The following is a 15,343-nucleotide window of genomic DNA, read 5'->3' as shown; positions in this document are numbered from 1 at the left end:
GGCCTCAGAGCGGCTCTCGCGCGGCGGCAACGGTTACTAGGTGAAAAGAAGCTGCATTGCGACGCGTGCGGTATAGCCCACGACATCGCAGGATGGCGACTAGCAGCGGACTATCAGAAGAGCCGCGATAGCGTCCCGTTTCTGGCTAGAAATTGAAGACTTGTTACTCCAGACAGTGCGAGTTTTCCGCCGCGATCAATTGGTTCGTTCTAAATTCAGCGGAAAAATACAGCGTTCGCAGGGCTGGTGATGATGCCGAGCACTGGCCATTCTGCTGAGAGATCCTTTAGGCAAGCAACGTCGATCTGGTACGTAGTCGACTTGCTCGCCCCGATGGTCGACGTCATCCAAACAGCGGCATGCCACCCGCCCACCCAAGGCTGCGTCAAGAAGAGCGCTTATACCATTTGCCTTGTCCCATGGAGAAACAAGCTTCGTCGCTGTCCTGCGAACAGGCTCTCGCGTTTGCAAATGCGCTTGAAGCGAGTTTTCCTGATCTGTCTGGAATCCAAGTTCCGGCGGCCGGTTAACTAGGAACGATTCCGTGACCCGCGTTCTCGGAATAGAAAGCGCGCATTCCATTCTGGTCTTCTGTTCTTCTCGATAGCGATCGTCCGGCAGATTCGTCATTCTGCTGGATGATCCTCCCTGCGGCAAGACTAACGCCAATCACATAGATCCAGCCCGGCACAAAATCGAACAGGTGCGAGTTGAATAGCGAGCTGACTACGTTCTGTACCACGACAATGAAGCCAAGCCATGGATAAAAGCCGGCACCCCGAAAAAGGCTAAGATGACCAATCCACATTGAGTACAAGGCGACACACCCGATTAGTCCCCACTGCACTGCTACGCTGAGAGATTGATTGTGTGGATTGCTGATCGTCTCCGCGCCAAGCCCAGTTTGCCCCAGTGCGGCGCGATCGAATAACATTTGGGTAGATCCTGTGCCGTGCCCGACGACAGGAGCTTCTCGAACGAACCCCACAGACTTGCGCCAATACTCGAGTCGCAATCCAGCAGAGGTTATATCATTGCCGGCGCCGTACTTTGAATATTCGAGCAGGATACTATTCGTTCGATTTTGTAGATTGGGTGAGGCAAACCACGCGGACCCCGCAAGCAATAAGCTAAATGCAATCGCTCCATAAAAAAGTGAGCGCGGCAAATAAAACGCTCCGAAAACAAACAGCATGATTGGCACATATATTAGAGCTGTCCGAGCGAGGACCACGAAAGTCAGATTGGCAAGAAATACAATTGATAGCGCGAGCAGAGGCAACGCCAAATGGGTCCTTCCGTCTTTGATTAACTCAGAAATTGGCCAAGCTAAAACCACAGCGCACAACGCAAACGATTGGCTTTGATCGATGTAATTCTTTACAGGGACACCGGGCTGCAAACTTGCCGTCGGGGTGAGATTCGGCACAAACGCTGTGACCCACGACAAGGCAAGGAGAACAGTGCAAGATCCAAGGAATGCCAAGAGTATCCAAAATGAGCGCGATGACTCTCGAAAGTAGTATATTAGGAACGGCATCATAAGAAACTTTAGCGTGGGATTTACGCCTCGTAGTCGAGCGGTCCAAGAGACGTCAGTCGCCCACAGAGTGCCTATCACGGCTATCGCAAATAGGGCCACCGCAAAACCCGCTCTGGAACGGCCTACTAAATAAGCAAGTTCTTCGAGGCGGATCCTTGGGAACACGCTAAGTACCCAGAGAGCGCTGAAGATTGAGGTGACGGTTGTAGACCACGGTAGCGATGCGACCGCGATCACGGCGAGAACATCGCTAGTTGTTGTTGAGCTCAAGAGCGTCGGAAAGCGCCGGAAATCTCGGACCCAACTGTACCACTTCTTGTCTACCGTAAATGAGCTAAGCTCGCTGTCCATAGTCCCTCGATTGGTTTGCATGGCAACGCGCTTCCAAGCGCGCTCAAGATCGCAGCTCAAGCAAGAGAGCGCCTCAGACGATGAAAGCTCTTCTTAAGCTTGCGATCTCGTCGGGCCCGAAGCCGAACTCCTTCAGCACCTCGTCGGTCTGCTCGCCGAATTCCGGCGGCCGCGCCACCATCCTGCTCGGCGTGCGCGACAGCGTCACGGGCTGGCCGACCAGGCGGATGTGGCGGTCCTCGTCGTTCGGCACGTCCTGCGCAATGCCAAGATGCTTGACCTGCGCGTCCTCGAACATCTGGTCGATGGCGTAGATAGGCCCGCAGGGCACGCCGGCCTCGTTGAGCTCGCGGACCCAGGTCTCGGTCGGCTTCGTCACGGTGCGCTTCTCGATCTCGGCGTTGAGCGCGTCGCGGTTCTTGGAGCGGGCAGGGGCGGTCGCATAGTCGGGATGAGCATAGAGCTCCGGCGCGCCGATCGCCTGCACACAGCGCTCCCAGATCCGCCCGCCCGTGGTGGCGATGTTGATGTAGCCGTCCGAGGTCTTGAACACGCCGGTCGGGATGCTGGTCGGATGGTTGTTGCCAGCCTGCTTGGCGACCTCTTTCTCCATCAGCCAGCGCGCGGCCTGGAAGTCGAGCATGAAGATCTGAGCCTGCAGCAGCGAGGTCTGCACCCACTGGCCTTTGCCCGACACCTCGCGCTCGAGCAGCGCGGTGAGGATGCCCATGGCGCAGAACAGTCCGGCGCTGAGGTCGGCGACCGGAATGCCGACCCGCATCGGTCCTTCGCCCGGCGCGCCGGTGATCGACATCAGCCCACCCATGCCTTGCGCGATCTGATCGAAGCCCGGCCGCTTGTGGTAGGGACCGTCCTGGCCGAAGCCGGAGATGCTGCCGTAGACGATACGCGGATTGACTTGGCACAGGCTGTCATAGTCGATGCCGAGCTTCTTCTTAACGTCAGGCCGGAAATTCTCGACCACGACGTCGGCCTTGACGGCGAGGCGCTTGAACACGGCAAGCCCGCGCTCGTCCTTCAGGTTCAGCGTCATCGCTCGCTTGTTGCGGTGCAAATTCTGGAAGTCGGAGCCCTGCCGCGGCCCGCCCGGCTGCTCGCCACCGGCATCCTTGGTCAGCGCGTCGATCTTGATCACGTTAGCGCCCCAGTCCGCGAGCTGCCGCACGCAGGTGGGGCCGGAGCGGACGCGGGTCAGATCGAGCACGGTGAAGCGCGACAGGGCTTCCGAGGCATGCGGAAAAGGCATCTTGAATGGCTCCGGGACAGATTGCGGGTCTACCATAGTGCCGAAAGACGATGCGACAAGCCGGCCCGGCGCCGGTGCCGCCTGCCGAAATGCCATGCCTGACGCGGTGTCCGAGCGATTCAGCGCGGCAGGCGCTTCAACTCGGCGCGTGCCTGTTCGGCCAGGGGATCATCGCCGTGGCGCGCAATGAAGAGCTCGAGCGCCTCCCGCGTTCCCTGGCGGCGCGCGGCTTCGTATTCCTCTGCCACCGCAACGGCGGGATCGCGGGCCATCGGCATGGTGGGCGCACGCGCCGCCTTGCCGCTGTCGTCCGCCTTGGCCTTCTCCACCATGACAGGCAGTCCTCCGAAGGGTTGATGACCCAGTCCGGCAAGCGCCATCAAGGCGCCAAACAGACCGGCTATGAGTGAACGTCGCTTCATGAAACCCTGCAAACTTTGGTGCCGTGGGAACCGAGACTCTTGTTGCGCTCCGTATGACTACGGGATCTGATGGCTAACACAGTCTTATGGAACAGGGGCAGGCGGAGCTGCCCAATTTAAACCAAACGTTTAACTCTCAAGCTAAAATCATGTGCTTTCGTCCCGAATCGCACGCGACGCGTTGCTTTGGAGAGTCCATTGGCTACCGCTGTTAATGTCAGTGCCACCAACAACGCCGAGATCGACGGCCTGCTGTCCGGCTACAAATGGACCGGCACGATCACCTACAGTTTTCCTGACGCATCCAGCGACTACCCCAATCCCTATTACGGCGGCAGCAGCGAGCCGACCACTTCGGGCTTTGCCTCGGCGCCCACCCAGGTCCAGGCGGCCATCAACTACGCGATTGGGCTGATCCTCAGTTACACCAACGCCGACATCCGGTACGCGGGCACGAACGGCGCGGACATCATGATCGCGCAGTCGCCGGCGGCCAATCCGACCGCCTACGCCTACTATCCCGGCAATTACGCGTCCGGCGGCGACGTCTGGTTCGGCACTCAATATAATTTTTCGCTGGCCAAGCTCGGCAATTATTACTTCACCACCGCGCTGCACGAGCTAGGCCATGCCTTCGGCCTCAAGCACAGCCAGGAGGCCGGCGGCCCCGGCAACGTCGCGGTGCCGAGCGCGCATGACGACAGCGAATACACAGTCATGAGCTATCGCAGCTATGTCGGCGCTTCGACCACGTCCGGCTACACCAACGAAGCGTACGGATATTCGCAGACCTACATGGCCAACGATATCCTCGCGCTGCAGACGATGTACGGCGCGGACTACACGACCCAGAGCGGCAGCACCGTCTACACTTGGAATCCGACCACGGGGCAGGAGTTCATCAACGGTGTCGGGCAGCTCGCGCCGGGCGGCGGCATCGGCGGCTCGGCCGACCGCATCTACGAGACGGTCTGGGATGGCGGCGGCGTCGATACCTACGACCTGTCGAACTACGCGACCAACCTGAGCATTAATCTCAACCCGGGCGCCTCGTCGGTGTTCTCCTCCGTGCAACTGGCCTATCTCGGCAACGGCCATTACGCATCCGGCAACGTCTACAACGCCTATCTCTATAACGGCGACGCTCGCTCCTACATCGACAACGCCATCGGCGGATCCGGCAACGACGCCATCGTCGGCAACGCCATCGCCAACACGCTGAATGGCGGCGGCAGCAACGACACGATCACCGGCGGGGCTGGCAACGACACCATCATCGGCGGAGCGGGGACGGATACGGCGGTTTATTCGGGCAACGAAGCCAATTACGCCATCTCCTACAATTCAACGACGCAGACCTTCAACATCGTGGACCAGCGTTCCGGTTCACCCGACGGGACCGATACGGTGGCGGGTGTGGAGAATTTTCACTTCGGTGATGGAACGATTGCCAGCGCAACGATGATAGGGAATCTGCAGCCTGCAGGAGCGGGTTGGGTTGCCACGATCGAGCAGGACTTTAACAGCGATGGCTATGACGACATCCTTTGGCTTCAGCCATCAACCGGAGACGGGAAAATCGCATACCTCGCCAACGGCACTGTGACTAACTGGGGCCAGTTTGCAACGCCCGGTCAGGGGTGGGTTGCCATAGGTCATGGCGACTACAACCACGACGAGAATATCGATATTCTCTGGCAGAATCAATCAACCGGCTATGCCCGCGAGAGCCTACTTTCGGCGGGTCAAATCACCGCGACGATCGACTTTGGCGTCATGGGCTCCGACTGGCAGCTGATATCCTCGGGCGATTTCAATGGCGATCGAACGGATGACATGCTCTGGCGAAACAAGGCTACAGGCGAGGGAATCGAGTGGTTTCTTCAGAACGGCTTGGCAACCTCCTGGATGAAGTTCGGCGTCATGAGTCCCGATTGGCGCGTGGCCTCAACGATCGACCTCAATCAGGACGGCACGACGGATATTCTCTGGCAGAATACCAATACCGGTGAGGGGCTCGAATGGTTTTGTGAAAATGGTTTCGCGGTAGGCTGGCAAAAGTTCGGGACCATAGGAGCAGGTTGGGATGTCGTCGCAACGGCCGATTTTAACGGCGATAGCCGTGTCGACCTGCTGTGGCAGGACCAAACCAGCGGCCGGCTGGTCGAGTGGTTTGTGAACGATCAGGGATATGCGTTCAACTGGAAAGATCTCGGAACCCCCGACCACAATTGGAAGGTCGCAGGACTGTTAGACCTACATGCCGCTGGCGGGCCGTCGATCTTGATGCAGAATGTAGAGACAGGCGTCACAACCGAAATCTCAAGTGCGCTTGCAGGGTCCGTAAGTTCGTTGGCTTCGCCTTCCGCTTCATCTGGCGCGGTTCAGTCGGCGTCTGCGAGCAATCAGTCGGTCTCGGCCGGCGCCAGCACCAGCAGCGCGTCTCAGCATCCTGCAGACAGCCCACTTTCGCTGCAGGATCATGACGCACTCAATCCTGCGGCTCACTTACACGATTTCATGCTGTTCTAACAATCCCGCGAGCAGCCACTAATGTCCAGCTTCAACTAGAGAGGCACACGGGCTGATCCTTAGCCTAGATCATTGCAGCGGCAAACCCTTCCACGCTAAGGCTGAGACCCGGCTGATGATGTGTTGCTCTCGCCGCTCACGAAGTTTATCCGGGATGGAGCAAGATGCCCGCTTCAATCAGCCCTTCGACCTCCGCCACCTCGCTCGTGCAGGAAACCGCGCCGCGGAAGAGCGTGCTCTCGATCCGCGTTCCCCTTATGCTAGAGTAAAGCTCTCCTGCTGCTGGATCGCCGCGCCACTACCTCTACAAAAATGCAACCCACAATGCGACCGATAGTGAAGCGCATTCAGCTTCGATTTGCATGCCTGACCGCGCAAGTGATGTCAGCCGTTCGCCGCCTCGCGCTCGGGCCGAACGGGACCCAAGACTCAGCCAAGATGCGTTTCTGTGAAATTTGCCTCGCTTCAGCCGCTTGGTTGGACTGGCCCGCTGGTTCGTGGCCGGGATTGGGCCGAAGTCCCTAAAAATGTGCTGCATTCCTCGTACTCACTCGGGGTACGGCGCTGGCGGACGGACTTGCAATGCGATATGAGCAATGCCGACAGGCTGCGGCGTCGTGATTGGACCTGCGTCTCGATCGAAAGGGCGCTGTACCAGATGAATCTCGAAGAGCCGAACAAGCGCCAGCCGCTCCAAGTCATGTCCGTTACCAAGCTGGACAAGCCAACCCATGTCGGAAGAGCGCGTCGCCTCATCGTTCGGGCAAGCTGGCTGCCGACCGTCATCGTCGATGGAATCGATCGTTTCGGTATTGCGCTTCAGAAAGTTGCAAACGTCCTGCGCTTTGAGCGCTTCTGGACTGAGAAGGTGGCGAACGATCCTCGCGTAGTCGTGGTGCCGACCTTCAACAAGAAGATCGGCAAACATCCGATCTGGAATGTCGCGATCAACTGGATCAACGACAACGCGCCCTCGGGATCGGTGATCGAATTCGGAACAAACAATGGCGGTTGGCTGAAGTATTTCGTCGACCGCTTGCCTTCTACGATCCGTCTAAGCGGTTTCGACTGCTTCGAGGGGTTGCCGGAAGCCTGGGACGGTCTTCCGGCAGGGTCGATCAAGGGGTTCGGGGCTCCGGTGGCGCTTTGGGACAATCAGCCCGAAATGCGCCAGAAAATCATTGACGATGCTGCCCGCGGCGTAGCGTTTCCAAAGCCGCCGCAGCCGAATGTCACAATCGAGTCCGGTCTGTTCAGCGACGCATTACCTCGCTTTCTGAAAGATGAGCGTCTTGACGACTTGCGTCTGGTTCATTTCGACGCTGATCTTTACACGTCGACGCGCCCGGTGCTGGACACAATATGCGGTCGCCTCAAACATCGTTATCTCATCCTGTTCGATGAATTTTATTCGGTGAACCATGAGTTCAAAGCATGGTACGAATTCCTGGCGCTCTACAAGCTGACGGACTGGCGCGTGCTGGCCACCAGCGCGGACGGCTCGCAGGTTTTAATCGAGGTGAACACTCGTGCAGCAGTTGATGCCGCATAAGCTTGCGTCGATCTCATGCAGAAAAGCATTGTCATGTATGTCGAGACTCGGTGGCCTCACATCACATGCACGCCACAAGCGATGTGAATTGTTCTCGTTGTGAGACGCCATCGCTATGATGCAGTCATCAAGGCTTCGTCGTGATGCGTAAGCTCATCGTCTTTATCAGAGGACAGCTTGCTGGGCGGATTCTCTTTTTCTTGGCAGCTACCGGGCTCCAGATCGCTCTGGCCATCGCGATTCTGCCTCTCACGACGATCGTTCTGACTGCGACCGATTTCGGTTACTTCGCGCTAATGATGTCGCTTGCAGCTTTTGTGAATGCGGTCACCGACGGGGGCGGCTCGCTGGCCCTGCACGCCCATTACGGAGTTGCCACGCCGGATGAGCGCCGACCAATGGTGGCAAGCTTTCTGTTGGTCGCTTTCTCGTTGAGTTCGATCCTTTCTATCAGTTTTGTTGTGGTGTGGCCCTTGTTGGTGCCATTCATCATTGGAGCCGACGGAGAAGAGTTTTCTTGGACGATTGTCGTTCTGACGGCAGCTTTGATTCCGTTACGGTCGCTTTCCGTGATGGCAACCTCAATTCTGTCCGTCGCCGGTCGGGCCAACGCGATCGCGGCCCAGATCGCCAGCCAAGCTCTCGGAGCTTTTGCGGCGACGTCATTTGGGTTGTTTATTTTGCATTGGGGTGTTTCTGCGCTATTCGCGGGTGCCGTGGCCGGCCAAGTTGCGTCCCTAGCAGTTGCGGCAGTGGCTCTGGGACGGCAGCCGTGGACCCGGCCGAGTAGGCGATGGCTCGCGGTCGCACGTGATCACGCTCCGACGTCGGCGCTTTCTGGTTTGAGCGATGGTGTGCGCGGCGTCGGCGAAAACAGCGTGATTGTTGGCAGCCTCGGCGTGGCATCCTTGGGCTTCTACAGCCATGCACGGCTTTACTATGGGATGCTTTTGACAACGACGAATGCAGTTTCGCATAACATATGGTCAACGTCCCTTGCCGAAGCGCGTGAGAAGGGCGGGCAGTTTGTGAAAACCGTCTATGTTTGGACATTGGTGCATATCGGACTCACTCTGTTCGGAATTGGTGCCGTATGCTTCGGCGGCGACATCGTCCAGTTGCTTACCAATGGACGGCTAACGCCGGCTGCCGCTATGATCCCCTGGCTGGTCAATCTGTTGTTGATCGGTCTGTCGGGTCGAATCCAGAATGCCGTGGTCTATGCGCAGGGGGGGGCAAAAGCAGCAAACCGGGTGCGGGCAGTCCTTTCGCTGGCTGCTTTGGCATCTTTAGTTTTCGTGATGAATGCCAGTTTCGGAATGGGGGGCGACTTTGCGGGGTTGATCGGGGTGCTTTTGATGGAGGCGGCGCTGTTTCGGTTGTATCTGCGGTGGAAAGCCCGGAAATTCGCCAAATCCGTCGCTTTTCGTGACTGGTGGGTGATTGCAGGTTTGTTGGCCATATCGGCTCTGTATGCAGTAAATCGGCTCTATGAGTGGTCCTTGGCGACACGTTGTGTCGTATTTGGCGTGGCAGTCGCGTCGGCCGTCGTTGTCGAGCGTCGCCGTATCGCATCGCTTCGGCATCTGATCTGAAAAGTTCAAACATATGAGACGGTTTCCCGCGGTTGCCCGGGCAGTGATTCTGCGCGTTGTCGGCTCGTGGAACTAGACATCTTGCCGCCAGAATGGCGCTTGATTGACGCGTCTCAGTTAGGTTATGTGCGACAAGTTTTCATCAGAATTGCCCTGAAAGCCGCAGTGCCCATGTCCGCTGGCCGTCAAAGTCCCTATGTTATCGCTGAAATCGGGTCGGTTCACGATGGCTCGTTTGGCAATGCCTGCCGGCTTCTTGAGGTCGCGGCCGACTGCGGGGCCGACGCGGTCAAATTCCAGACGCATATTGCCGAAGCCGAGACGCTTCTCGATGCGCCGTCGCCGTCTTACTTTTCGGCGGAGCCGCGCGCAGCATATTTTCGGCGGACGGGTTTTTCGCGCGAGCAATGGATAAGCCTTGCGAAGGTCGCCAGGGCGCGAAATGTCGATTTCTTGTCTTCTCCGTTTTCACTGGAAGCCGTCGATCTACTGGAAGATGTTGGTGTCGGCGCCTACAAGATTGCGTCCGGCGAGGTCAGTAATGTTCCATTGCTTGAATATGTGGGCAAGACGGGCAAGCCTGTTTTTCTATCATCGGGAATGAGCAGCTGGGACGAGCTGGACGCGGCAGTCGCCGCGCTGCGTCCGAGTCGCGAACTCACACTGCTGCAATGCACGTCGGTCTATCCATGCATGCCCGAGCAGGTCGGGCTCAATGTCATGTTGGCGATGCAGCAACGCTATCGGCTGCCGATTGGTTACTCAGACCATACGATGGGTTTCAGCGCGCCGATCGCTGCAGTTGCCTTGGGTGCAACGGTGATCGAGAAGCACTTCACGTTTTCTCGCTTGATGTATGGCAGTGATGCCAAGCATAGCATGGAGCCGGATCAATTTCGTCAGCTTTGCAGCGAGCTGAAGGACACCGGCCGTATGATGGCGAATCCGGTCGACAAGGATGATCTTTCGTCCGTGTCGCACATGAAGCTGATCTTCGAAAAGAGCATCGTCGCCGCCGCGGATCTTGCCGCCAACACGATCATCGAGATGCATCACCTGGCGTTCAAAAAGCCGGGCGATGGTATTCCTGCGGCCAAGTATCAGGACTTTGTCGGGCGACGCGTCGTGAAGGCAGTTCGGGCAGACCACAAATTCGTGAAAGAGGATTTCGCGTGAGTCAGAAGAAGATCTGTGTTGTCATCGGCTCGCGCGCGAACTACAGCTCGATCAAGTCCGCGATGCGCGCCATCCAGAACCATCCCGCGCTGGAGCTGCAGCTTATCGTCGCCGCGTCGGCTGTTCTCGATCGCTACGGATCCGTGGTCAATCTGATCGAGCAGGATGGCTTCAAGCCTCATGCGCGCGTGACAATGCTGATCGAGGGCGAAACCCCCGCGACGATGGCAAAATCGACCGGTCTGGGATTGATCGAACTGCCCACACTATTCGAGCAGCTCGCTCCCGACGTCGTTATGACCGTTGGCGACCGGTTCGAGACTATGGCGACGACGCTTGCGGCGGCTTATATGAACATTCCTGTCGCTCATACGATGGGCGGCGAAGTCAGCGGCACGATCGACGAAAGCATCCGACACGCCGTCACCAAGTTTGCTCACATCCATTTTCCTGCGAGCGAAGGTGCGAAGGAGCGTATCATCAGGCTTGGCGAACTGCCGAAGCATGTGCATATGGTGGGATGCCCGCGCATCGATCTCGTCGCTGACATCCTCGCGAATTCGAACGGCAAGCTCAACGACCACCTCTTCGATCTCGGCGTCGGCGAGCGCTTCTCCATCGATGAGCCATTCGTTCTGATTTCGCAGCATCCTGTCACGACGGAATATGGGGCGGGTGAAGAGCAGATCACAATGACATTGGAGGCAGTTCGGGAGCAGGGGCTTGCCGCGATCGTTCTGTGGCCCAATTCGGACGCCGGATCCGACGATATTTCGCGCGGCATCAGAAAGTGGCGCGAGCGGAAGCTCGACGACCGGATGCATTTTTTCAAGAATTTGCCGATCGAAGTCTATGTCAATCTCATGCGTGCGACGGCTTGCCTGATCGGCAATTCTAGCAGCGGTATTAGAGAAGGCGCCTATGTCGGAACGCCCGTGGTCAATATCGGATCGCGTCAGAACATGCGCGATCGCGGCGAGAACGTGATCGAGGTTCCGTATAATAAGGGCGCGATTTCCAAGGCGATCGCAAAACAGGTCGCGCACGGGCGCTACACGATGAATCCGATCTATGGTGATGGCACCGCCGGCATCAAGATTGCCGATATTCTTGCGACCGAACAGGTGGATGTCCAGAAGTGCATCACCTACTGATCGACGAGGCTCGTATCCCCGGTTCGCGCCCATGACGATGGTAGCGCTCATTCCTGCACGTGGTGGTTCGAAGGGGATCGTTGGCAAGAACCTGGCTCTTTGCGGTGGGCGCTCGTTGCTGGATTGGACGACGGAAGCGGCGCTCCAGTCGGGCGTTATCGACCGGACCATTCTCTCGACCGATGACGATGCAATCGCCGAGGCTGGCAATGCCCTCGGGCTGGAGGTTCCATTTAGGCGGCCGGCCGACCTTGCCGGTGATCAGGCGCTGATGCTCGATGTCATGCAGCACTGCCTGGCTGCTCTCCGTAATGAAGGCACGGATGTCGAAGCGCTCGTGCTCCTGCAGCCGACGTCTCCCTTTCGACGCGCTCACCATGTTCGGGAGGCGGTTCAGAAATTTCGTGCGCGCTCTGCGGCGACGCTCGTGAGCGTGGTTCGCGTTCCGCACCGATTCGTTCCGGAAGCGCAGATGCGCGAAGAGGATGGAAAGCTCGTTCCTTATCTCGGCGGCCAGGTTGGTCGCACCCGGCGGCAGGACAAGGAGGTCTCTTACGGCCGCAATGGTCCTGTCGTCCTGATCGTTCGAGGCGATGTGCTGGATTCAGGGATGCTATATGGCAGCCCCACTGTCGCCTATGAGATGGATGAGATTGCATCGATTGATATCGACACGCCGGAAGATCTCCGCTTGGCCGATCATTTGATGAAGACCGGCTACGCATGATGCGACAGCTGATCGAACGTATTCGCCGCACGCCGCTTGCCGGGCCCCTCACTGATGTCGTGGCATTTGGAGCGGCGCCACGCCGTGCGCTTCGGTTACTAGGTGACGTCAGAGCAACAGCCGCTGATGCCGAATTCGTTCGCAGGTTTCCAAAGCCTACGTCGAATGCACCTCGGCTTCTAATCCTCAGCATGACGAACTCCTCCTACAATGCAAAGGTGGAGGGAATGCTCGCATTGGCCATGCGACGACGCGGATGGCAGGTTCAGGTCGTTACCTCGTCGCTTTACACGAATGCGAAACGAATTTTCCGTGCGTACGGGGTCACAGATTTCATCGACTTCGAGAAATTGATTTCTGAAACTGATGTCGTCAGCGCCGGCGTAGCCGAGCTTAATCGACGGAAGAACGATCCCACGGATTTTCAGTCGGTCCTCGAATGGATGTACAGAGATGCGTGGATCGGCCCCCAACTTTTGTCGTCGATCTCCCGTCGGCAATTCGATGGTGCGCCAGACCCACGCGATCCTGCGGTCAGAGAACAGCTTTTCAGCCAGCTTCTTCAGTCGGTTAAGTTTGTGTGCGCCGCAGAGCAAACATTCGCCCAGCGCAAACCGGATCTAATAATCGTCAATGAGCCGAACTACCACGTTCTGGGCCCTTTCGTGGATGTCGCGATTGCGCAGCGCATTCCCACGATCCATTTCATCCAGCCGTCCCGCGACGATGGCCTGGTGCTGAAAAAGCTGACGAGGGAAACACGCCGCATTCACCCCAATTCGATTACGAAACAGACGCTCGAGAGTCTGGTGAGTTCCCCCTGGGGGGAGACGCAGGAAGCCGAGCTCGACGACGAGTTCCAACGGCGGTATGGCGGAGTATGGAAAATCCAAGCGCGCAACCAGCCGGGTACGATCGACATGTCAAAAGGTCAGATCCTCGATGAACTGAAGCTGGACCCGTCGAAGCCTATCGCGGTGTTGTTCTCGCACGTGCTGTGGGACGCAAATTTGTTCTACGGCCGCGATATATTTGAAAATTATGGCCACTGGTTTATCGAGACAGTCAAGGCAGCTGTCGCGAATCCGCGCCTGAACTGGATCATCAAGCTTCATCCCGCCAATATATGGAAGCGCAAGCTGTCCGGCGTCACCGCTGAGTATGGCGAGATGCGTTTGATCAGGGAGCAAATCGGCGAATTGCCGGCCCATGTCAGGGTGTTAGAGGCCGAAACCAGGATCAGTACGCTCTCCCTGTTCAAAGCGATTAACGTCGGCATCACGGTGCGTGGCAGTATCGGTTATGAGCTGCCCTGTTTTGGCGTCCCCGTCGTGACTGCGGGGACCGGACGTTACTCCGGGTTTGGTTTTACCGAAGACCACGACAGTCGGGAAAGCTATTTGGCTACGTTGTGCCACCTGGAAGACTTGGGAGGTATCGATGAGGTACGTACGCATCGTGCTCGCGTGCATGCACACGCTTTATTCGTGCGCCGTCCTTGGATTTTCAGCAGTTTCGAGACCCGCATCGGTGGGGATGTCGCAGATCCGCTGTATCAGAACCTGACACTGAAGGCCGGATCAAATGCTGACATCGGCAAAATCGGAGATCTGGATCGATTCGCGGATTGGGCCACGGCTGCTGACGATCTCGACTACCTTGCTCCGTCGCGCTGACGGGTCGGTGGGTCTTCCCTCGGTGAATTCTGCGTCATGGCTCAGAGCGATACGGGGGGCACTAAGATGAGCGATTTGTCCGTCGTCCATTTGACTCAATCCGATAACGAGGGCGGCGCAAACAGGGCTGCGTATCGGATTCACAAGAACCTTCAATCGATCGGATTACATTCCACGTTTCATGTCGGACGAAAGCATCTCGACGACAGTTCCGTGGTCGCCGCGCACCTGCCGGGCGCAGGCCTGCCGGTGAGCGACGTCATCGCTTACCTGAACGCGCGCAAACTAAGGAGCTATCCACGCAAGCTGGCGACTCCGTTCTCGCCTGTTGGACTGCGATACGGTCAATTGAGCGCCAGGCTGATCTCGGAAGCGGACGTGATTTGTGCGCATTGGATCGCCGGCGCGTTCCTCAATTTCAGGCAGCTTGTGGCGATAAGGAAGCCGATCGTATGGCGTCTCTCGGATATCTGGCCGTTCAGCGGGGGCTGCCATTATCCCGGAAGTTGCGAGCGCTTCGAGCATGGCTGCGGGTCTTGTCCGCAGCTTGGTAGTGACACAGATGAGGATCTCTCTCGCGCAGGCATTGAAGCGAGAAGAAGCGCATTTGCGCGCCTGGACCTGACAATTGCGGCCCCGAGCCGCTGGATCGCCGGCCTGGCGCGGCGTTCCAGCCTTTTCGGCGACCGACGTATCGAGCATATCCCCACCGGGGTTGACCTGAACGTGTTCCGCCCCCGAGACAGAATGGAAGCGAGGCGACGATTTGGATGGCCGGAAAATGGTCAGATTGTCCTGTTTGGCGCACTCGGCGCGACGGAGGATCCCCGGAAGGGGTATGCACATTTCTTGAAGGCAATCGAACTTGTTACGTCGTCCGGACGTAAGGACTTGACGCTCGTGGTCTTCGGCGGAGTGGTGGCCGCTGCGGCAAATTCAATCGGTGGATTCCCGATATATCATCTAGGCCAGGTGAACTCCGAAGAGCTGCTATCTTTTGTATATTCCGCGGCAGACGTGCTGATGGCTCCATTTCTTGAAGATAATCTTCCGAACGTCGTTATTGAAGCGATTGCTTGCGGCACGCCCGTTGTTGCGTTTGAAGCCGGTGGAATCCCGGATGCTATCGAGCACGGGGTAAACGGATATCTTGCGCCGATCGGCAGCGACGCGGATCTGGCGAACGCCCTTCTGATGGCGCTGGACCATCTTGACGATGAATTGCGCGCGTCGGCTCGCAAGACCGCAGTCGAAAAATTTGATATTACAAGCTGTTCGCGGGCATATGGAGCCTTGTTTCGGGATCTGACAGGCGTGCACAGAAAGTCAAATGAGTGATGCAAGGACG

At 57.7% G+C, this 15,343-nt stretch carries 11 protein-coding genes; 8 read left to right on the top strand and 3 right to left on the bottom strand.

Going from position 1 to position 15,343, the window contains the following annotated elements:
* Window positions 1-526: 526 nt before the first annotated feature.
* The 3 genes from GGD61_RS04010 to GGD61_RS04000 all read right to left on the bottom strand — a co-directional run bounded on the left by GGD61_RS04010 (window position 527) and on the right by GGD61_RS04000 (window position 3,583).
* Window positions 527-1,540, bottom strand: coding sequence for an O-antigen ligase (locus GGD61_RS04010; protein ID WP_246785872.1), 1,014 nt, complete (start codon window positions 1,538-1,540; stop codon window positions 527-529).
* Between the two features lie 427 nt (window positions 1,541-1,967).
* The gene (locus GGD61_RS04005; RefSeq protein ID WP_177237335.1) at window positions 1,968-3,161 is read right to left on the bottom strand and encodes a CaiB/BaiF CoA-transferase family protein; all 1,194 of its coding nucleotides are present in this window, start codon (window positions 3,159-3,161) and stop codon (window positions 1,968-1,970) included.
* Window positions 3,162-3,280: 119 nt separating this feature from the next.
* Window positions 3,281-3,583: a hypothetical protein gene (locus tag GGD61_RS04000; protein ID WP_092260971.1), complete on the bottom strand. Its 303-nt coding sequence runs from the start codon at window positions 3,581-3,583 to the stop codon at window positions 3,281-3,283.
* A 198-nt stretch (window positions 3,584-3,781) separates the two neighbouring features.
* Here GGD61_RS04000 and GGD61_RS40340 point away from each other — a divergent pair, with 198 nt between their 5' ends.
* From GGD61_RS40340 to GGD61_RS03960, 8 genes are all read left to right on the top strand, one after another.
* On the top strand, window positions 3,782-6,115 hold the full coding sequence (locus GGD61_RS40340) for an FG-GAP-like repeat-containing protein (RefSeq protein WP_246785856.1): 2,334 nt from the start codon (window positions 3,782-3,784) through the stop codon (window positions 6,113-6,115).
* A gap of 589 nt (window positions 6,116-6,704) precedes the next feature.
* On the top strand, window positions 6,705-7,667 hold the full coding sequence (locus tag GGD61_RS03990; RefSeq protein WP_244550755.1) for a TylF/MycF family methyltransferase: 963 nt from the start codon (window positions 6,705-6,707) through the stop codon (window positions 7,665-7,667).
* Window positions 7,668-7,810: 143 nt separating this feature from the next.
* The gene (locus tag GGD61_RS03985; protein WP_092260973.1) at window positions 7,811-9,262 is read left to right on the top strand and encodes a lipopolysaccharide biosynthesis protein; all 1,452 of its coding nucleotides are present in this window, start codon (window positions 7,811-7,813) and stop codon (window positions 9,260-9,262) included.
* 66 nt (window positions 9,263-9,328) lie between these two features.
* Window positions 9,329-10,438, top strand: a complete 1,110-nt coding sequence (locus GGD61_RS03980; RefSeq protein WP_244550756.1) for an N-acetylneuraminate synthase family protein — start codon at window positions 9,329-9,331, stop codon at window positions 10,436-10,438.
* Window positions 10,435-11,592, top strand: coding sequence for a UDP-N-acetylglucosamine 2-epimerase (neuC, locus tag GGD61_RS03975; protein WP_038974461.1), 1,158 nt, complete (start codon window positions 10,435-10,437; stop codon window positions 11,590-11,592). Before GGD61_RS03980 ends, neuC begins: the two co-directional genes overlap by 4 nt.
* A gap of 31 nt (window positions 11,593-11,623) precedes the next feature.
* Window positions 11,624-12,319, top strand: a complete 696-nt coding sequence (locus GGD61_RS03970) for an acylneuraminate cytidylyltransferase family protein (protein ID WP_183230231.1) — start codon at window positions 11,624-11,626, stop codon at window positions 12,317-12,319.
* A gap of 227 nt (window positions 12,320-12,546) precedes the next feature.
* Window positions 12,547-13,995, top strand: a complete 1,449-nt coding sequence (locus tag GGD61_RS03965) for a hypothetical protein (protein WP_143109099.1) — start codon at window positions 12,547-12,549, stop codon at window positions 13,993-13,995.
* A gap of 66 nt (window positions 13,996-14,061) precedes the next feature.
* Window positions 14,062-15,333 carry a glycosyltransferase gene (locus GGD61_RS03960; protein WP_177237337.1) on the top strand — a complete coding sequence of 424 codons (1,272 nt, stop codon included), beginning with the start codon at window positions 14,062-14,064 and terminating at the stop codon, window positions 15,331-15,333.
* Window positions 15,334-15,343 lie beyond the last annotated feature (10 nt).

Origin of the sequence: Bradyrhizobium sp. SBR1B (genome assembly GCF_014198205.1) — a bacterium.
GTDB lineage: Bacteria > Pseudomonadota > Alphaproteobacteria > Rhizobiales > Xanthobacteraceae > Bradyrhizobium.
Note: the sequence above shows the minus strand (reverse complement) of the source record. Positions and strands in the feature narration are given on the sequence as shown.

What these genes read in the sequence shown, in the direction of transcription:
- GGD61_RS04010 (WP_246785872.1), bottom strand. Translation starts at nt 1,540, where the DNA reads ATGCCGTTCCTAATATACTACTTTCGAGAGTCATCGCGCTCATTTTGG.
- GGD61_RS04005 (WP_177237335.1), bottom strand. Translation starts at nt 3,161, where the DNA reads ATGCCTTTTCCGCATGCCTCGGAAGCCCTGTCGCGCTTCACCGTGCTC.
- GGD61_RS04000 (WP_092260971.1), bottom strand. Translation starts at nt 3,583, where the DNA reads ATGAAGCGACGTTCACTCATAGCCGGTCTGTTTGGCGCCTTGATGGCG.
- GGD61_RS03990 (WP_244550755.1), top strand. Translation starts at nt 6,705, where the DNA reads ATGAGCAATGCCGACAGGCTGCGGCGTCGTGATTGGACCTGCGTCTCG.
- GGD61_RS03985 (WP_092260973.1), top strand. Translation starts at nt 7,811, where the DNA reads ATGCGTAAGCTCATCGTCTTTATCAGAGGACAGCTTGCTGGGCGGATT.
- GGD61_RS03970 (WP_183230231.1), top strand. Translation starts at nt 11,624, where the DNA reads ATGACGATGGTAGCGCTCATTCCTGCACGTGGTGGTTCGAAGGGGATC.
- GGD61_RS03965 (WP_143109099.1), top strand. Translation starts at nt 12,547, where the DNA reads ATGCTCGCATTGGCCATGCGACGACGCGGATGGCAGGTTCAGGTCGTT.
- GGD61_RS03960 (WP_177237337.1), top strand. Translation starts at nt 14,062, where the DNA reads ATGAGCGATTTGTCCGTCGTCCATTTGACTCAATCCGATAACGAGGGC.